At 39.1% G+C, this 19,591-nt stretch carries 18 protein-coding genes; 3 read left to right on the top strand and 15 right to left on the bottom strand.

Annotation, left to right across the window (positions count from 1 at the left end; translation table 11 throughout):
* The first annotated feature begins 4 nt into the window (after window positions 1-4).
* Together ACM0OT_RS22570 and ACM0OT_RS22565 are read left to right on the top strand one after the other, a co-directional pair.
* Window positions 5-454 carry a response regulator gene (locus ACM0OT_RS22570; RefSeq protein WP_414566620.1) on the top strand — a complete coding sequence of 150 codons (450 nt, stop codon included), beginning with the start codon at window positions 5-7 and terminating at the stop codon, window positions 452-454.
* A gap of 115 nt (window positions 455-569) precedes the next feature.
* Window positions 570-1,751, top strand: coding sequence for an ATP-binding protein (locus ACM0OT_RS22565; RefSeq protein WP_414566619.1), 1,182 nt, complete (start codon window positions 570-572; stop codon window positions 1,749-1,751).
* Between the two features lie 131 nt (window positions 1,752-1,882).
* Here the strand turns inward: ACM0OT_RS22565 and ACM0OT_RS22560 are convergent, their stop codons facing one another.
* The 3 genes from ACM0OT_RS22560 to ACM0OT_RS22550 all read right to left on the bottom strand — a co-directional run bounded on the left by ACM0OT_RS22560 (window position 1,883) and on the right by ACM0OT_RS22550 (window position 4,584).
* The gene (locus ACM0OT_RS22560; RefSeq protein WP_414566618.1) at window positions 1,883-3,337 is read right to left on the bottom strand and encodes a sensor histidine kinase; all 1,455 of its coding nucleotides are present in this window, start codon (window positions 3,335-3,337) and stop codon (window positions 1,883-1,885) included.
* Entirely contained in the window at window positions 3,334-4,059 is a 726-nt protein-coding gene (locus ACM0OT_RS22555; RefSeq protein ID WP_414566617.1) for a DUF4079 domain-containing protein, read from the bottom strand. The genes ACM0OT_RS22560 and ACM0OT_RS22555 overlap by 4 nt, the downstream gene beginning before the upstream one ends.
* Before the next feature lie 75 nt (window positions 4,060-4,134).
* Complete coding sequence (locus tag ACM0OT_RS22550) at window positions 4,135-4,584, bottom strand: DM13 domain-containing protein (protein ID WP_414566616.1); 450 nt, start codon at window positions 4,582-4,584, stop codon at window positions 4,135-4,137.
* 302 nt (window positions 4,585-4,886) lie between these two features.
* Between ACM0OT_RS22550 and ACM0OT_RS22545 the strand changes: the two genes are divergently transcribed.
* Window positions 4,887-7,136, top strand: coding sequence for a glycosyltransferase (locus ACM0OT_RS22545; protein WP_414566615.1), 2,250 nt, complete (start codon window positions 4,887-4,889; stop codon window positions 7,134-7,136).
* On the opposite strand, the gene ACM0OT_RS22540 is transcribed toward ACM0OT_RS22545, so the two are convergent.
* From ACM0OT_RS22540 to ACM0OT_RS22485, 12 genes are all read right to left on the bottom strand, one after another.
* Complete coding sequence (locus ACM0OT_RS22540; RefSeq protein ID WP_414566614.1) at window positions 7,133-8,755, bottom strand: hypothetical protein; 1,623 nt, start codon at window positions 8,753-8,755, stop codon at window positions 7,133-7,135. The two genes, ACM0OT_RS22545 and ACM0OT_RS22540, sit on opposite strands and share 4 nt — an antisense overlap.
* Before the next feature lie 276 nt (window positions 8,756-9,031).
* Window positions 9,032-10,657 (bottom strand): glycosyltransferase family 39 protein, encoded by a 1,626-nt coding sequence (locus ACM0OT_RS22535; protein WP_414566613.1) that lies wholly within the window; start codon window positions 10,655-10,657, stop codon window positions 9,032-9,034.
* Window positions 10,658-10,903: 246 nt separating this feature from the next.
* Entirely contained in the window at window positions 10,904-11,824 is a 921-nt protein-coding gene (locus ACM0OT_RS22530) for an NAD(+) kinase (protein WP_414544674.1), read from the bottom strand.
* Between the two features lie 6 nt (window positions 11,825-11,830).
* Window positions 11,831-12,136 (bottom strand): NADH-quinone oxidoreductase subunit NuoK, encoded by a 306-nt coding sequence (gene nuoK / locus ACM0OT_RS22525; RefSeq protein WP_006199065.1) that lies wholly within the window; start codon window positions 12,134-12,136, stop codon window positions 11,831-11,833.
* A 75-nt stretch (window positions 12,137-12,211) separates the two neighbouring features.
* Window positions 12,212-12,826, bottom strand: a complete 615-nt coding sequence (locus ACM0OT_RS22520) for an NADH-quinone oxidoreductase subunit J (RefSeq protein ID WP_414566612.1) — start codon at window positions 12,824-12,826, stop codon at window positions 12,212-12,214.
* A 73-nt stretch (window positions 12,827-12,899) separates the two neighbouring features.
* Window positions 12,900-13,502, bottom strand: a complete 603-nt coding sequence (gene ndhI / locus ACM0OT_RS22515) for an NAD(P)H-quinone oxidoreductase subunit I (RefSeq protein WP_414544672.1) — start codon at window positions 13,500-13,502, stop codon at window positions 12,900-12,902.
* Window positions 13,503-13,583: 81 nt separating this feature from the next.
* On the bottom strand, window positions 13,584-14,702 hold the full coding sequence (gene nuoH, locus ACM0OT_RS22510) for an NADH-quinone oxidoreductase subunit NuoH (RefSeq protein WP_414544671.1): 1,119 nt from the start codon (window positions 14,700-14,702) through the stop codon (window positions 13,584-13,586).
* Window positions 14,703-15,084: 382 nt separating this feature from the next.
* A complete protein-coding gene (locus ACM0OT_RS22505; RefSeq protein WP_414566611.1) occupies window positions 15,085-16,221 on the bottom strand; it encodes a citrate synthase in 1,137 nt (378 codons plus the stop codon).
* A 123-nt stretch (window positions 16,222-16,344) separates the two neighbouring features.
* Window positions 16,345-16,839, bottom strand: a complete 495-nt coding sequence (gene sixA / locus ACM0OT_RS22500; RefSeq protein WP_414566610.1) for a phosphohistidine phosphatase SixA — start codon at window positions 16,837-16,839, stop codon at window positions 16,345-16,347.
* 67 nt (window positions 16,840-16,906) lie between these two features.
* Window positions 16,907-17,137: a hypothetical protein gene (locus tag ACM0OT_RS22495; RefSeq protein ID WP_414566609.1), complete on the bottom strand. Its 231-nt coding sequence runs from the start codon at window positions 17,135-17,137 to the stop codon at window positions 16,907-16,909.
* Window positions 17,138-17,223: 86 nt separating this feature from the next.
* Window positions 17,224-17,688: a DUF29 domain-containing protein gene (locus ACM0OT_RS22490; RefSeq protein ID WP_414566608.1), complete on the bottom strand. Its 465-nt coding sequence runs from the start codon at window positions 17,686-17,688 to the stop codon at window positions 17,224-17,226.
* A gap of 139 nt (window positions 17,689-17,827) precedes the next feature.
* The gene (locus ACM0OT_RS22485) at window positions 17,828-19,117 is read right to left on the bottom strand and encodes a DHH family phosphoesterase (protein WP_414566607.1); all 1,290 of its coding nucleotides are present in this window, start codon (window positions 19,115-19,117) and stop codon (window positions 17,828-17,830) included.
* Between the last annotated feature and the right edge of the window lie 474 nt (window positions 19,118-19,591).

Genomic DNA, 19,591 nt, shown 5'->3' with positions numbered 1-19,591 from the left:
TTGCATGGATTATCATCAGGCATTCCGTCATATTGAAATTTTGCTAGTTGAAGATTCTCCTAGCGATGCTAATCTCACCATCAAAGGCTTTGTCAATGCCAGAATCGCCAATAATTTGCATTGGGTGGAAGATGGTGAAACTGCTATGAACTACTTATGGCAGCAAGGCGAATTTGTTAATTCCCCCCGTCCAGACTTAATTTTGCTCGATTTAAATCTTCCCGGAATGGATGGGCGTGAAGTACTAACAGAAATTAAATCAGACCCCCATCTCAAGCTTATCCCCGTAGTTATACTTACTACTTCAGCCGATGAGCAGGATATACTACGTTCTTATAATCTCAGTGCTAATTGTTATGTCACAAAACCCTTAGATGTTTACCAGTTTATCCAAGTTGTACAGTTAATCAAAGATTTCTGGCTGGCGGCAGTAGCACTACCAAGAGAGTTATAAAGGAAATAATTTTTACTCGTACTGGCAAAATTCACTGTTTTAACGCTTTCTAAACAGATAAGAAATTGATCAATTATCAGGCAAATTTATACAACGATATTGTGTGCGAAAGATAATGATTCACATTCTACTTGTAGAGGATAGCCCTACTGATGCCAGACTCCTACGTCAGATATTTTTGCGTACACAACAAGAAGAATGGCAGATGACGCATGTGGAACGGCTATGGGAAGCGATTCATTTGAGCTTAGAAAACCCTGAAGTAATATCTCATAGTTCTCAGTCCGCAAGTTTCCCGCAACACAGATTCAATGTAGTTTTGTTAGACTTAAGTCTGCCAGATTCTACGGGAATAGAAACTTTAAAAGCATATCGAGCAGCTGTGCCAGATATTCCAGTTGTAGTGTTAACAGGGCTTGATGATGAAGAATTAGCACTCAGAGCCTTAGCAGAAGGCGCACAGGATTATCTGGTTAAAGATCAAATTACGATTCAACTATTAATGCGTTCTGTTCGCTACGCTATGGAACGGGAAGAAATTCTCAAAAAGCTACGTGAAAGTGAAGAAAGTAGCCGTCAAGCTTTGTTAAAGGAACAGGAACTCAACGAGCTAAAATCAAACTTTGTCGCTATGGTTTCTCATGAGTTTCGTAACCCCATGACTACCATTAAAACGGCTTTAGAGATTATTGAATATAACAATGATAAACTCACTCAAGAACAGAGAATTAAATACTTTGAACGTGTACAAAATGCCATTAAACAGATGTTACAACTGTTAGATGAAATATTATTTTTAAGTAAAACGGAAGCAACAAAATTTGAATATAACCCTGTATCTTTAAATCTAGAGTCTTTTTGTAATGAATTAACAGAAGGTTTTCAGTTTGATGCAGGTAACCAGCACATGATTACGTTTACTTCTCAAGGCGAATGCTCCCAATCGGAAATGGATGAGGATTTACTAAATTGTATCTTTACTAATTTACTCTCTAATGCTATTAAGTATTCTCCTGAAGATAGCCATATTCAGTTTGATTTAAGCTGCCAGAATGGAGTGGCAACCTTCAAGGTAACAGACCAAGGAAGGGGTATTCCTTTAAAAGACCAACCTCGTTTATTTCAAACTTTTTATCGCGCCAGTAATGTGCGCCGAGTTCAAGGAACTGGATTAGGATTGGCTATTGTCAAACAGTGTGTAGATATACATGGTGGAACAATCCAAATAGAAAGCCAGCAAGATGTTGGTACAACTGTAATAGTTACCTTGCCATTAAATTATGTTGCATTATCTTAGCAAATCTGTTGCCAGGTAGTAATATGCCAGTAAATAGTTGAGTGATAAAGGAACTAACCACAAAAGATATATAGACACGCTAAGAAAGAGAAAAAGCAGAAAAATCAATAAGTTTTTCAGTCTGTTCCCTACTATGCTTTATAAGCAAGCAAAGTAATAGTAAATACAGTTACCGCATCCAATTGTAATGTCTGAAGACCATCGGCTGAACAGCTACGCACTGTCACACTACCACCCATATTTTCTATCAGTGTCTTGACAATTGACAATCCTAATCCGCAACCTCCAGTAGAACTGGTGCGAGCTTCATCTATGCGGTAAAATCGCTCAAAAATTCGTGATTGATGTTGTAAAGGTATGCCAAAACCTTGATCACAAACTTGAATCAATACTTCTTGGTTTTGTTGACTTAACTTTATAGTCACGGGCGTATCTGCTGGGGAATATTTCACAGCATTATCAATTAAGTTTAGCAATACTTGAGTTAAGCGATTATAGTCGGCTTTCACCTCAATTATCTGAGTTGTTGACTCTATTTTAATCGAGCGATCGCTATACTTTTGAGCCATACCCACAACTTCTGCAACTAAGTCATTTAACACGCAGGGTTCCATACGAAGATGCAAATAACCACTATCTGCTCGCGCTAAATCAAGTAAATCTTGCAAAAGCCGGATGGTGCGTTCCGCTTCTGATGCAGCAGTTTCTAAAGCTTCTTTTTGGGTTGGGGTTAAATTATGCTGCCGACGTAAGACACTTTGCAAGTAACCATGTACTATAGTTAACGGTGTACGTAACTCATGGGAAGCATTACTCACAAATTGTCGCTCTTGCTCCCAAGATTGGGAGAGGCGCGATAACATCATATTGCAGGTTTGGGCTAATTCTTTAACTTCACTGGGTGCATTATCTAAATAAAGTTGCGCTTTACCTAAATCTTCAATAGAAATAACTTCTGTCATTTGACTTAACTGGCGCAGAGGTTGCAGAGAACGCTTAATATAAAGTGCGATCGCCACAGAAATTGCTGTAATCACAAAAACACTGCTAATTCCCAAACTCCGCACAATTACTAAAAACATTTTTTGTTCGTTGGTAACATCTTGTACCACAAACAAATTTCCTAAAGTTTGACCCTGTACTGGTAATACAGCCCCACACACAACAAAGTAGCGTTTATCCACTTGATTAACTTGGGGTTTCACTGACATCTCCGTTAGAGACATTAACTTAGCTGCTGCCCTATCAGATAGCTGATTCCAGTTAGTAGATTTTGCTAAAATATCATTTTCAGGACTTTTAATCCATAAAAATGTATTAGTACTAGTCAAATTGTTAATTGCCTTTTGCAACCCAATTTTTGATGGCAATATTTCACTATAAAGTTGCACATCATTTGGTAGGCGTTGAGCAATTCTTTGGATATTATATTTGTGGCTGTTAATTAATAATTCCTTCATTTTCCAGCTTGTCCAAATAGCTAGACTACCTAATCCTAAAGCTGAAACTAAAGCAATCCCAATTGTTAATCGCACCTGTAATGAATGAGGATAAATTCTTGTCCAAAGTTTCCTCATTTGATTCATTCTGACACTTGTGGATTTGGTGTTGGACAGGTTTTATTGGCAAAATCACACTGATAAATGTAGGGTTCTTGCCAACTCAGAGGTAATTCTAATAAGTCTCTTGTTCCTGTAAATCCCTGACCTATAAATAGTAATAAAGCAATACAGTTTAAAATGAGATGGGTCAGCCGCCAGCGATTTGATTTATCTTGATAAATATCTTGGACGATCGCCACAGAAAAAATCATCAATAATGATGCGGCAATTCCTATATAATAATGTGACCAGTACCACTCATTTGTTCGCCGAAATACGCCATCTTGGCAACCGAGAATCACTAACCCTGCACCAGTTAAAGTGGCAAAAACTCCCCGCCACAAACGCTGTCTTGATAAATAAAGAAATATGAGAGAAGTAATAGTTAAAATAAACATCAATATAATAAATGCAACTTGAAAACGCCCTTCATTCCATAATTGATTACTGATAATATTCTTACCAATGGGATAGGCTAAACCGATTAAAGACAGCCCCACAATTGCACTTGTCAACCAGTTACCGAACTGTTTATGTTCTTTTCCCACGCCTGGGTTGATTCTACTCTTATTTTCAGCTACCTTTCTATTTTGTAAGCGTCGCTGGCGTGTTTGCCAGGCAAAACTTACCACAATCCCAATCAGTGGATAGATAAAGATAACTGCCATTACTGGATGTATCAGACGCAAAAAATCTGCTGTTTGCATATGTTAATTTTCACTAAATAGGGAATATAAAAAGCAAAAGAGATTAATATTTCTTTTGCCTTTTACTTGTTGGTTTTATAAAACGGCATAGCCAAAAGTGGCATTAAATTGGCGACACCAGATCGCCACAGACTTGAAGTCTACCAAATTTACATTATCAGGTAAAGCATAACGTTGAGTACCACTTATTTTTTGTAAGGGGGCAATATTCACATAATCTTTTTCTTGAATACCAGAAACTGGCGGCATATCAGAATTATGCAAAATCACAAATAAGTCAGGCCCTTTATCAGTTTTAAAATTCTGATCAAACTCCAGGTAGCGTTTACCTTGTTCAGTAATGACGCTAACTTTTCCTTGAGTTGGGTGTTCCGCAGCTTGAAAGTTCCCCGGTTCAGCAATTGGGCTGGCTACGGTGGTTGCACTTGGTGTTTGAACAGCGGGTTGATTGGAACTTACTTCTTTTGTGCAGCCTATTGTCACAGCGGTAAGTATAAATAGAATGACTAAATTCTGGAATTTCATAGCTTGATATTCTCAAATTGATGAATAAAAACAATTTAAAGCTTTATCTCACCGTCTAAATTAATTTAAGCTGAGAATTTGTTGAAAATTTAGTTACGTTATTTTTAGCTGGTTTTAAATCAGCAAACAATTATTTATTCTACAAAATACTATGACGCTATTAAACTGCAATATTCTCTGTTGGGGCTAAAAATATTTTATTTTTTCGGAGAATATTTTCAGTAAATTTAAATTGTAATATTTCTTAAAAATGCGTCACAATAAAGCAGAAAAAATTATTGATTTTCCAGGAGATTTATTAAGTGCAAAAGCGTGAGATTCCTGTTTCCCTGTTTGATAGTCGCAACCTTCAATCTCATATTTCCTCAAAATATTTTCCATTTCCCAGGGCAACACTGATTCTCTTAGGTGTTGTTTTTTTATGCAGCGCCATAGTAGCGGGATGGTTTGCAGGTAATGACACAATTAATAGCCTTTTTACTCAAATTCATTTCTGGCAAGCAAACCCACCAATGTGGTTAAAAGTGCCAATGGTAGAGAATAAATATTTACTGCTACCCACTGTAGGTTGCTTATTAACTGTGTTTGTGGTAATGAAAGTTTCTCCTCAACCCAGAAATTGGTCGAGGCAATTGGTGGTGGGGATATTAATCATCTTAACTTTGCGGTATGTGCTGTGGCGATCGCTCTCTACTTTGAATGTTGCCGATCCTTTAAATGGAGTATTTAGTTTAGGTTTACTTGTTGCAGAAATGCTAGTGGTACTCAATAGTACTATCCAGCTATTTTTTTTATTAAAGATTAAAGAGCGTCACCGAGAAGCTGATGCTAAATCACTAGCTGTAATTGATGGCAGCTTTACGCCTTCCGTGGATATTTTAATTCCCACTTATAATGAGCCAGTGTTTATTTTGCGTCGCACTATTATCGGTTGTCAAGCTCTAGATTATGCCCGTAAGAAAATTTATCTTTTAGATGATACTAGGCGACCAGAAATGAAATATTTAGCCAAAGAGTTAGGTTGTGAATACATCACTAGACCAGATAATATTCATGCTAAAGCTGGAAATTTAAATCATGCGATCGCCCAAACTGATGGAGAATTAATAGTAGTTTTCGACGCTGATTTTATCCCTACGAAAAACTTTCTTACTCGCACTGTCGGTTTCTTTCAAGATGCCAAAGTTGCCCTAGTCCAAACACCCCAAACCTTTTATAATTCTGACCCTGTAGCCCGTAATCTGGGCTTAGAAAATATTCTCACCCATGAATCAGAAGTATTTCACAGACAAGTTCAGGCGAGTCGAGATGCTTCCGGTAGTGCCATTTGTTCGGGGACTTCTTTTGTTGTTCGTAGAAGTAGTTTAGAGAAAACTGGGGGTTTTGTTGTTGAATCTTTAAGTGAAGACTATCTTACAGGAATTCGTTTATGCTCTCAAGGCTACCGCTTACTTTATTTAAATGAAAAATTAAGCGCTGGTTTAGCCGCAGAAAATATCACCTCCTATGCAATTCAACGATTAAGGTGGGAACAGGGTACACTCCAAGCATTATTTCTTAAGTTTAATCCCTTAACAATTCCTGGCATGTCCTTGATTCAAAGGTTAGCTTATTTAGGTGGTTTATTATATTGGTTCAGTAATATTTCTCGCATTTATTTTTTGTTGATGCCATTGGCGTATTCATTCCTCCACGTAATTCCTCTTCAATCAACACCAGCAGAACTTATATACTTTTTATTACCTTACTATTTAGTAAATTTAGCTGTATTTTCCTGGTTAAATTATCGTTCGTCTTCAGCATTAATATCAGATATTTACTCAATATTAATCTGTTTTCCCTTATCAATGAATATCATCCAAGTAATGTTGAATCCCTTTGCTAAAGGATTTAAAGTTACACCCAAGGGTATATTCAAAAATCGCTATAGTTTTAATTGGCGATTAGCCTTACCTCTAATAAGTTTATTTATTGCCACAGCTATTAGTTTATGGGTAATTACAATTGCACCGACAACACAACCAATGACAGGTATTAATTTAGCTTGGCTGTGGAGTTCTTATAATTTGATGATGATTGGGATTACTTTATGGGTTTTGCTAGATGTACCGAAAGCAGATATGTATGAATGGTTTGACTTACGACGTGTGGTGCATTTAAGAGTTGGTAAGCAAAGTTTATGGGGTGTGACTACAATGATTTCCGAAGTAGGCGCAGAAGTTGCTTTAACTCAAAATCAAGATATTTATTTATTAGATAATCAGTTAATCAATATAGAAATTATTGAAGAAAATTTACATTTTAAAGGAGAAATGATTTGTACTGGGTTTAACAACGAATTTTCCACAATCAGAGTGAAGTTTGCATCAGTAAGTTTGAGTCAATATCGCCGTCTCGTAGAAATGTTATTTTGTCGTCCTGGACAATGGAAACATCAAAACGCCCCAGGAGAGTTTATTTCTTTGATGTTACTATTGAGAATATTGCTAAAACCACGAATTTTGTTTGATAAAAAAGTAAATATCAAACCAATGATAGTTTCCAAAGTTTAATTTTTATTAGGTTTGGCTAACTTCCACAGCAAAAAATAATTGTCGCCGTAAACCACATTTGCTGGAGCATTATATCTAGTTTCTATTGCTTCACGCCAGGTATCGGTAGGATTAAGTAAATAAATATCAGTGAAATTCTCAGGAATCTCAGGAATATTTTGCTCGTTTAGCAAAAGAAATCGCACTTTTGGCTGCACAAGATAACTCAGGGAAAAGATATTGCCATAATTAATTCCTTGAGAATCACTAATTAAAAGTGGGCGTTCAGCTTGATTAATAATCTTAGCAACTTGGGGATTACCATAGCTAACCACCTTACTCCACCAAGTGTCTGCCTGGGAACTCGCCAGAGAAGAAACTAATCCACAAATAATTACTAATATTACTATCGTTTGCCAAATTTGGCGGCGCGATCGCATCCCATTATATAGTTGTGTAGCCAGTAGGTAAGCAACAGCTATTTGTATACCTAAATAAGTAGGTAATAAATAACGTTCTGAAAGTGAACGTATCCCACCAAAAATCAAATCTGGTAGTATTAGTGGTACTACTGGCACTATAATCATAGACATAATAAATAGCCAAACTTTATAGTGAGTGGTTCGGCAGAGAAAATAAATTGCGTATCCTATAAAGCTTAAAAAAAATACTGTGATTAACCAGTTGTAATTATTGGTAAAACTAAAATCTACATCGAAAAAGATTCGCGTTAATTGTAGTAGCCACGATTGAACTAAAGTTTCTAAAGGCAATTGTGTCTTTGTCCAGGCAGTTGCATTGTCAAATTGTAAAAAGTTAGCTATCACAACCACCATCCAAGGTGTAAAAGCTAAAAACCCCATTAGAGTTGCTAACACATAGGCTTTTACAGTCTGAGTAAATCGAAATTTGGCAATAGCAATTATATAAATTCCATGAGATATTGCTACAAACCCACTTAATAAAAATGTATAAAAACTTAGCGCTAAAGTTACGGCATAAATTCCCCAGGTAATGGTGCGATGAGGTATTTTCTGCCCTAATGCCAAATTATATTTATCTACGGCTTCCAGACGTAAGGCTCGTAAAAGTGAGGCGCTGCATAGTAATATAGCCACTATCCAGAGAATATATTCTCTTGCTTCCTGAGCATAGACTAGATGAATAGGCGAGATGGCCACCAGAGCGATCGCTAAACTAGGAACAGATAAGGGTACATGAAATAATTCGCGGCATAGCCAGTAAAGACAAGGAAACACCAACAAGCTAATTACAGCAGACAAACTTCTCATAGTTGTCACCGAATTACCAAATATTTGCACCCAAAATCTGGCTATTACATAATAAAGCGGCGGATGTTGCGGATCTTCTATCGCTAAAGACTTAATAGTATCGCCAAAATTTTTTTCTAAATTTGGTCGTTGGTACTGAGCAAAACTTTCTCTAGTAATTACACTGCCATTAAAAATTTGTTGTTTAACTTCAGCAGCAGTATAACCAGAAATTCGCAATGAAGTATAAGTTTCATCATGCCAATAAACCTTTCCATCTAAATTAAAAAATCGGAAAAATACACCCAAAATTAACACAACTACAATTAATAAATGTAACCAATAGGGAGCAACTTTGAGATGTCGCATAAATTAAGTTTCTCAATAATTTGGACAAAATTACCCACTGAATGCACTCATTTTACAAGTTGCACACTAAAGCTTATTATGATTTAAAATGAAACCTTTATGAAAGCATTCCAATTTTTCCCAGATTCACTTAATTGAGGAAAAAACCACAACTCTCTTCCCTTAGTACTCTACTTTGCGGGAAGCCACTCGCGCTTCTGTGCGGACTTTGCGGTTTTTTGAATTTTGTCAAATCCTGTTATCCAGTGGATGATTTATTGCTAATAAAAACAAAACTTAACTGGATGCACGAAGTTTGGATAATTTCCAAAGAAGAGAATACCTATCTTGATAAACAATATGCATATTAGATTTATACTTCATAATTATTTGGCTACGCCTGGAATCTGAAGGATTGAGTAAAAAAATATCGCTAAAACTATCAGGAATATCAGGAACAGCTTGATTTCCTATCAATTGAAACCTGACATTTGGCTGAACTAGATAACTTAGTGAAAAAACATTACCATAATTAATCCCCTCAGCATCACTAATTAAAAGTGGGTTTTCAGTCTCATTAATAATCCTAGCAACTTGTGCATTTCCAAAACTGACCCCTTTGTGCCACCAAGTTTCAGCCTCGTAACTTACCCTACAAGAGATTAAACCACAAACAATTACTAATATCAGAATCATCTGCCAAATTCGGCGGCGAGATACAATTCCATTGTATAATTGTGTAGCTAAAAGATAAGCCACAGCAAGTTGAATACCTAAGTATAAAGGTATCAAATATGCTTCTAAACTAAAAACTATGCCCCCATCATTCAAATTTGGTAACTTGATGGGGATAGCCATAATTATCATCAACATCAGAATAAACAACCAAACTTGATAGTTAGTTGTGCGACACAGAAAATAAATTGCATATCCCACTAATGTTAAAAAAAAAGGTGCAATCAAGGAACTAAATAAATTATCTATATCTAAATTCAAATCAAAAAAAATTCTACTTATTTGTATTAGCAAAACTAGAATTAAAGAACTTATTGAAGATTGAGATTGTGTCACATCTGCTGTTAGCAGAAACTCCAAAAAATTAGCCGCCACAATCATTATCCAAGGTAAAAAAGCCAGAAATGCCAGCGCTGATGCTATGAGATAAGCCCTGACAGTTTCAGTTAATTGAAATCTGGAAATAATAATTACATAAATTCCGTGAGCAACTGCTACAAATACACTCCACAAACACGTATAAAAACTTAATGTCAAAGTAACTACATAAATTCCCCAGGGAGTAAAACTATCGGAAATTTGCTGTTCTGGGGCTAATTCATTGTGATCTTTTGATTGTATTCGTATCGCTAGTAGCAGTGATGCGCTACAGAATATGACGGTGACTAACCAAAGGATATATTCTCGTGCTTCTTGAGCATATACTAAATGAATAGGAGAGATAGCCACCAGAGCGATCGCTAACCCAGGAACTGATAATGGCACATTAAATAATTCACGGCACAGCCAATAAATACCAGGAAACACCAATAAGCTAATCACAGCAGACAAACTTCTAATAGCTGTGATTGAATTACCAAAAATTCCTACCCAAAATCTGGCTATTAAATAATAAAGTGGCGGATGCTGCGGGTCTTCTGTAGCCAAAGACATAATTGTGTCACTGAAGTTTTTTTCTTCATTACGACTTTGGAATTTAGCAAAATTTTCTCGACTAATTACACGACCATTAAATATTTGCTGTTTGACTTCATTTACTGTGTAACCAGAAATTCGTAATGACGTATAAGTTTCATTATGGGAGTATATTTTGCCTTCAAGGTTGACAAAGCGAAATAATATACCCATTGTCAACACAAAAATAATTAAAAACCGCAACCAACTCGGAACGAGTGCAAAGTTCCGCATAGCTATGTTTTTGATAAATTCGTAATTAATAAAGCCAGATATCCTAGTAAAGTCCGGAATAAATGGGGTTTTTGATATTTGTCGAACTCACGTTTATATTGCTAATAACTGAAGGCGTGACAAAAAGCCATTTTCGGCAATTAAAGAAAACAACTGCGGAAAAGCCCCCAGATATTATCGGGGGCTGATATAATTTTTTGTTCACAAAAAACTTCAAGCAAAAGACTGCGGCAGAAACCTGATAAATCAATTACGGTGATTATTACTGTAGCGAACCCTTGTCCCTGCCCAAAGCAGCTTCTCTCGTAGTGTCTGATAATATGAATTGTTCTCCCGCAAAATAATAAATTTAGCCAGAGAATCAGCCATCCGCACATCAACGCGATGTCCTGGCCAAATCGACGTAGACAATACCCCATCCATCCACAGCTTGGTACTCAAATCATAGTCTCCCAAAGGCCAGATGCTGACCACAGAACCAGCGGGTAACACTAAGGGACGGCTAGAGAGACTCATGGGGCAAATAGGAGTGATGGTAATTGCCTCCATACCATCGTGCATAATGGGGCCACTAGCGGAAACTGTATAACCTGTGGAACCCGTGGGAGTGGAAATAATCAAACCATCCCCCACATATTGATCGACTACCTCACTGTCAATTTCCATTTCTAGAATTGAAGTGATCATGCGGTCAGCGGAAGCGGGTTTGACGCAAAATTCATTCAAAGCGAGGTAGCGTTCAGTCACAGGTTCCAAATTTGTCCGATGACCTTCATATACCGCCGCTTGTAACATCATCCGCCGCTGGATAGCATAGCGATCTTCAAATAGCCGATCCCAAACTTTCTCTGTATCTTGAAACTCATCTACTGATTCGGTTAAGAAGCCTAGATGACCGCCCACATTCACTCCCAGAATAGGTATACCAGCTGGGGCTAAATGTCTAGCACTAGTTAAGACAGTGCCATCACCACCGAGTACCAAAGCCAGGTCGATTGGTTGAGTAGCCGAAGCCAAAAACACCGGATAAGGGTTATCTTTTGGCCCACTAGGCCCCATCAACACCTGGCAATGGCGATTTTCTAGTTGTTTAGCACAGAGTTCTGCCCAGCGTTTACTCTGGGAATCTCTGGCTTTATAAGCAATGATTACCTGCTTGAGTTGCACGCACAATTACCACTTCAGGAGATTAAACTGCTCCATGTCGACGGTATCACGGTTGCGATAAATCGCCAGCACGATCGCTAACCCTACCGCCGCTTCAGCAGCTGCCACGGTAATCACAAACACGGTGAATACCTGGCCCTTAATTAAAGTTGAATCGAGAAAGTTGGAAAATGCCATTAAATTCAGATTAACAGCATTCAGCAGTAACTCAATGGACATCAACACACGCACGGCATTACGACTGGTAATTAAGCCATAAATGCCGATACAAAACAAAGCTGCTGCTAGTAATAAAAAGTACTGGAGTTGCATGGATTTTTGTATCCCTTCTGATAGCTTCCGTGGCCATAAAAACTGGCTTTTTACCTGCGAAATATATCGCAAATTTTACTCTTTTGTTTCGCTGCCTGCCGATACCAAGTCTCTGGGGCGTTCTGGTAAAGTCAAAACAGTTTGTTGTGACTCTGAAGGTGCTGGTTTTTCCGGCAAATACTCGCGACGTGCCAAAATAATCGCTCCTACCATCGCTATCAACAATAAAATTGAAGCCAGTTCAAAAGGTAGTAAAAAGTCAGTGAAGAAATGCTCACCAATGACAACTATAGAACTTTCTGGTGCTACAGCAGCAGTTGTAGAATATGCCCAAGGAGTTGCCAATACCATCGTACTCAACAGACCAAATAATCCGAGACTGACTATGGCTGTGATGACTTTCCGCAGCCCTGCACTAGGATAGGGAGCGAAATCTTGCCGCTTATTCACCAACATAATGGCAAACAAAATCAACACGTTCACTGCCCCAACATAAACCAGTACCTGCGCTGCGGCGACAAAATCACCATTTAGCAACAGGTAAAGTCCCGCCATGCTGATAAACACTCCCCCCAGCATAAAGGCAGAATAGACAATGTTAGAAAACAGCACTACACCTAATGCTGCCCCAATCATCATCGCGCCCAGTATGCCAAAAGAAACAACCTGTACTCCTTCTGCTAGATTCACTGTTTTTGTCCTTAGTCAATTGTCAGTTATTAGTTATTCAATTTTCAGTGATAAGTTTTCAGTTATTGGTTGGTTAACTGTTAACTGTTGATTCTTCACTGTTTTGTTCTACAAGGTCTTCTGGACGCGAACCAGCGCGAGGTGCATCAGCAGGTAGGTCGTGGGGTTCCATGACACCCTTGGGCAAGTAAACTAGTTCGCGCAGTGGCGTCACCATCGGATCATCGGTCACTTTGTAAGGCAGACGACCAAGTGCCACGTTATCATAGTTCAATTCATGGCGATCGTAAGTGGATAGCTCATACTCTTCTGTCATTGATAAACAGTTAGTCGGGCAATATTCCACACAGTTACCGCAGAAGATACAAACTCCAAAGTCAATACTGTAGTGGTTGAGTTTTTTCTTTTTATTGGCTTTCTCAAATTCCCAATCCACTACAGGTAGATTGATAGGACAAACCCGCACACAGACTTCGCAAGCAATACACTTATCAAACTCGAAGTGAATTCTGCCGCGAAACCGTTCCCCAGGAATTAATTTTTCGTAGGGGTACTGTACCGTTACAGGACGACGCTGCATATGGTCAAAAGTTACAGCTAACCCTTGACCAATATAACGACCGGCTTGCACTGCTTCTTTGGCGTAATCACCAACTTGTTTTAGGAACTTTAGCATTGTTGTGTCTCTCTCTTTTCAATTTCGGATTTCGGATTTTAGATTTCAGACTCCATCTAAAATCTAAAATCTAAAATTGGTTTATCCACCAAAGGCGATCGGAAAGGCAAGTTTCAAAGCTGCGGTTAACAGAAGATTAACCAAAGCAACTGGTAACAAAAACTTCCATCCTAAATCTAACAATTGGTCAATCCGCACCCGTGGTACTGTCCAACGCAACAAGATGGCGATAAACACTAGCACATAGGCTTTAATTAGGGTCATAAAGATACCCAATGTAGCAGTTACTACCTGCAACACGGGATTTAATTCACTAATTCCCAGCCAACTAGCTATCAGACTAACAGGAATGGGAAAGTCCCAACCACCGAGATACAAAACTGCTACCAGTAGAGCAGAAAGCACTAAGTTTACATAAGAACTCAGGTAAAACAGAGCGAACTTCATGCCAGAGTATTCGGTTTGATAACCAGCTACGATTTCCTCTTCCGCTTCGGGTAAGTCAAAGGGTAAGCGTTCGCATTCCGCTAGAGCTGCTATCCAAAAAATTAGGAACCCTATTGGTTGCCGCCAAATGTTCCAGCCAAGGATACCATAGCCAGATTGCTGGTTAACAATATCAATAGTGCTAAGGCTATTAGACATCATGACGACTGCCAGCACGCTCAACGACAGAGGAATTTCATAGCTAATAGATTGTGCTGCTGCCCGTAAGCCGCCTAAGAGGGAGTACTTGTTATTGGATGCGTAGCCAGCCATTAATAGCCCAATGGGGGCAATGCTAGAGAAAGCAATCCACAAGAAAATTCCCATGCCGACATTTGTAATGACAATATTCTGTCCAAAAGGAACAATCAAATAAGACAGAAATACTGGCAATACAACCAAAATGGGCCCGATGGTAAAGAGCCAGGCATCAGCTTTAGCTGGGACGATATCTTCTTTAAATACCAGCTTCAAGCCATCCGCTACTGGAGCTAATAAGCCAAAAGGGCCAATAAATTCAGGCCCAATCCGCTGTTGTGCTGATGCGGAAATCTTCCGTTCTAGCCAAACACAGACCAGCACCCCCACTGTTGCTCCAATCAGCATCAGTATCATGGGCAAGGGCATCCAAATAGCTTTGGCTGTGCCCGCTGGTATCCCTAAATCTATGAGGGATTTAATAAAAGTTCCTTGGAGATCAATTCCTGAATTCATGTTTCCGCTCTTTAGGTCAACTGAAGTATGAAGTGTGAAGTTATGAAATATAAAATTTCAGCCTTCAGGCTTCATCCTTTATGCTTTGATGAAGACGCTTGATTGATAGCTTGCGTGGCGTAGCCATAGATTTTTGCCAATTCCCATGCCTAGTATATCGTTGGATGGTTTTAGGCCCTTGAAGCTATACAAGAACTTCTACTTATGGTCAGGATTAGGATTTTTTAGGGAGTGGGGGGAAGAGGCAGGGGGAATACTTCGGGCTTACCACAATCTTCTCAGTCCCTAGTCCCCTACCAAGTCATCACAAAACCCCCGCCTCCATTGTGGCAACGGTCTTCTAGCTTATGTTTGGGGTGAGTTTGAACAAGTAAGCTGTCAGTTAACGTTGATCGATGGGGGTATACGGTACGTCGTGTCTACCGTTGTAAATCTGGGTAGGACGGAAGATGCGGTTTTCTGCTAGTTGTTCTTTCCAGTGAGCTAGCCAACCAGCAACACGAGCGATCGCAAAGATTGGTGTAAATAAGTCTGTAGGAATTCCCATTTTCCTATACACCAAACCAGAGTAAAAGTCAACATTGGGATAAATCCCTTTGCCAGAGAGTTTCTCGGCGACCACCTGTTCCATCTCTAGGGCAATGTCATAGTATTTGTCATGCCCAAACTTGGCGAACAACTGTTCTGCTAGGTTTTGCAAAACTGTGGCGCGTGGATCTTTGACTTTGTAGACACGATGTCCAAAACCCATAATCTTCGCTTTGCGTTGTAGAAGATTGTCTACATATGGGCGCACATTTTCTACAGAGCCGATTTCTTCTAACATCTGAATGACTTCTTCGTTAGCTCCACCGTGCAGAGGACCTCCCAAGGTTCCTACAGCACTGGCAACTACAGCATAGGGGTCAGTTAACGTTGACGCTGTTACCCTGGCACTAAAGGTGGAAGCATTCATTGTATGCTCAACATGCAGTATCAAGCAGATGTCAAAAATTTTAGCTGCTAATGCATCCGGTTCTTTCTCGTTGAGCATGTAGAGAAAATTGGCAGCATATCCTAAATCATCACGCGGCTTTACAGGATCATTGCCTTTTCGCATCAATTGGAAGGCCGCTACCATTGTGGGAATTGTGGCTAACAGGCGCACTACAGAATCCCGAATGTAGACAGGATTATGTAAATCCCGGCGCGAATAAAACAAGCCTAAAGCCGCAGCAGAGGCTTGTAGAGCATCCATTGGGTGTCCGCTTTCCGGGAAGCATTTCATCATGTCCCGAATACGGTATTTGATTCTTCTGTGGTAAAGAATCTCATGCTCAAACGCTTCCAATTCTTCTTTACTTGGCAGTTCACCCCAGATCAAGAGATAAGCAGTCTCCAAAAAGGAACTTTTTTCTGCTAGTTCCTCAATCCGGATGCCACGATATTCTAGAATTCCCTTCTGCCCATCAACATGACTAATACTCGATTGGGCGGCGGGAATGCCTTCTAAACCAGGCTTATATTCGCACACCATCATGGCAACACCATTTGCTTATTGAAATATCTGATTGTGCAAAGCACACGCTAACTTACCAGAAATTAATGTCGTCATAACAGTAGCTAATCTCACAACATTTTTGAAAGAAATGTTGAAAAGCTGTTACAACAGGTACTTAGGCGGTGTCAACCAAAACATGTGACTCCGACCCAGAGGTGAACCTATTTCTGGTAGTTTTATCCCAATCATACCTGCTTTTTTCAAGACTAAACTGTCTTTGGTTTCGCCCCAAAGCAGAATTTCTGCCCAATGACTCAAACAAGGTTCATGTCCAACTAAGGCTATTTGGGCTTTTTGGGGATAATTTTTCGGTTCTAGCCAATAATTTAGCCAACTGGAAATATTACCGTTGGGGGCAAGATGAGTAGATTTTTCCAGTTGGGTACTTAGCCCGGTTGCTACCAGAATTTCTGATGTTTGGTACGCACGTACTAAGGGACTAGTGACAATCACATCAAACTGTAAGCCTAGGTGTTTAATTCTCTGCGCCACTTTCTGGGTTTTTTGCCTTCCTTCTTTGGTGAGCGATCGCTCTTCATCTTGGGTATCTGGTTGTCTCTCTTCAGCTATGCCATGACGAATTAAGTATAATTCCATAATTTGAGTACTGCTATGAATATGACAATAGATTTAAGTCGGGAATAAAGTTTTAGTCATAACCCTTTTACCACTCACATTCCCGCACAGCCCGTACCCAGTTAGTGCTATCAGTGAAATCTTGGCGATCGCTCCACATTCCAATGAAACTATGATTGATAAAATCAATATCTGGTGACTGCGAAGCAGATTCAATTACTGCATGTTTTTGTCGCAAAAAAGCGATGAAATCTACAATTTGACGCTGTACTTCAACAGGCAAGGACAAAAATTCATTTAACAATTCTGACTGTGACATTTTTAGATATCTCTACCAGTAAAACTAATACACATGTTACCTCTAAATTTAAATTTACGAGTAATTATTATGTAACTTTTCTATTCTTAAGTTTGAGGATAAAAATCTAAATCTAAAATTTCATCAACATTAAAGGGACAGTCAATCGGAAAATTAGCAGCATCTAAATTTGTTTCTACAATTGCCTCTCGCCGCGCTCTTTGATAAGTAGTATTTATCCACTCAGCATTATTTAAAAACCGGCGCAAGCTAGGACTTTCTTGAATTAATTCATCTAGATTCAGTCGCTCACGGGTAATGGTAACTTGCCAACTATGACTACGACATTCGGGTTGATATTTCCACTTGAGTAAATGAGATAATACCAATCGCAAAGCACTTTGTAACGACCTTTGTTGACTCTTGCCCAAGTCCACCATTTCTTCAATTAAGTTTTCTAAATCTAGTTTTTCCCAGTGTTGCAATTTTAAAATTTCTGCTGTTTGCTCTACCCAAGCATAAAAGTCTTGTTCATATAAGTTTTTTAACTTTTGTAGTTCTGTTGTGTGCATGAAGTTTCTCCGTTACGAAATTAAATAATAAAAATTAGTAAGGGTTTAGCATTGCTAAACCCCCAATAAATAAATGTTGTCTTCAAATTAGTTGTAACGGACTTTTACTTACGGTTTCCTGGGTAAGTAATCACAAAGTTCACTCTGAGTCAATGGGGCTATCTTTGGGATTAACTAACTTCAATAGTTTTTGCTTGATTTGAGAATCATACACTTCCCATTTCATTTTGGCGTAAGTAGGATTTTCGTTACTACCAGACAAGAAACCCATGGGAATTTCAAAGCCACCAGCACCTGTGCGTCCGCCACCGAAAAAGCGCCCTGTACTATCTTGTCCAAAGGCTTCCTTGATGAATTCGTCAGGGTCTAGGGTGAGTTTGGCGGTTCTTAAGGAACCAATGACTACTTCTAATTCGTCATCTTCATCGTGAACGATGCCATAAACTAGTGCAGTGTGGACGTTTTCTTCAGTGACTAGAAAATCCGCTGCTTGGGGAATAGCATCCCGGTCTTCGTAGCGGAGATAACCAACACCAGCAATGGAAAAGTTATTTTGGACAATGCGATTTTTGAGCGATCGCTCGATCACATCCATCACCCGTTTGGAACGATTCGCCTGTAAGATGGCGTTCAGTAGCTGGGCATCATAAAACCGACTCAGATATGCCGCTGCCATGAAATCTTCTTCTTGGGCTTGCATCAGCCGATTGGTATCTGACCGTAAGCCGTGCATTAAGGCAGTGGCACACTTGACGTGTTGACTAATGCTGCTATCTAAGGTCAGTAAACCTGATTGTAGGTACTGAGTAAAAATCGTGGAGGTTGCCCGCACATGTGGACGAACATCAACAAACTCTCCTTTGAGTTCCGCCTGTAAACTGTGATGGTCAATGACTGCAACTAGGGGGATTCCTGCCTGTTGCACTGCTGATAGTAGCTGACTTGTAGTTCCTTGGTTATCGATTAATACGAAACCTTGATAAGATGACAAGTCACGACTCTTCAGTGTTTGTGGCGCCCAACGCTGGGCAGGTAAACCAGTGAGCTTGACTAAGGCGATATTCTCTTGATGGCTCAGTGTACCAGCATAAATAATTTCACACTTAATATCATATTGCTGCACAATTAACTGGTATGCCCAAGCACAAGAGAGGGCATCAGGGTCAGGAAAATCTTGTAGAAGTACTAAATGACGCTCGTTTTGGTGGGCTAAGAGGGTTCTTTGCAGTTCTTCAGATTTCTGAACAGCCACTGAATTTACCCGTTTACCTAAATATTTGCCATTTCCTCCTTCAGCATTTGATGATGGCAAGATTGGCTTGTTGAGTTCAACTTCGACTGCATTCTTATCTATGTCAGCGTCCTCTGGGCTAAGCTCTGTGGTCGGTAAAAAACTTTCTGATTGCTTCAAGGAAGAATTCAATTGCATAGGGGACATTTTTGTAAGTGCGAGCCTCCGTTGATATGTTAAGAAATGATACAACTAGTGTTGTATTAATTGAGAAAGTTAGAGACATATTTTGATCTTCGCAAAAATATAGTGATATGTGGATACTTATATAGGTCTATTTTTTGTGAATCAAATGCCTTAGCTATCGGCTCAATTCCACCAAATTGTATATGGACGGTGAAAAGAAGGTTTTATGCTGATAAGGTGACTTTTAACTAAATCTGTTAAATATTTTTAACAAACAAAACATTGTATGCAAAATTTTTCTAGAAACATGGGTTTCTAGGACAATTTGGAGTGTATTTAATTATTTTACAATATCTTAAGGTACAATAAAAGGCTTGGATATAGTTTGCCTAAAAATTGAGCAAATAGCTGTGTCCATTGCCGAAAAACAGATTTAACGGAATCACGGAAGTCCCCACTTTCAGCGAAGCAAGGTGGGGATGGACA

The organism is Anabaena sp. CCY 9613 (genome assembly GCF_963920895.1).
Lineage (GTDB): Bacteria > Cyanobacteriota > Cyanobacteriia > Cyanobacteriales > Nostocaceae > Cyanocohniella.
Note: the sequence above shows the minus strand (reverse complement) of the source record. Positions and strands in the feature narration are given on the sequence as shown.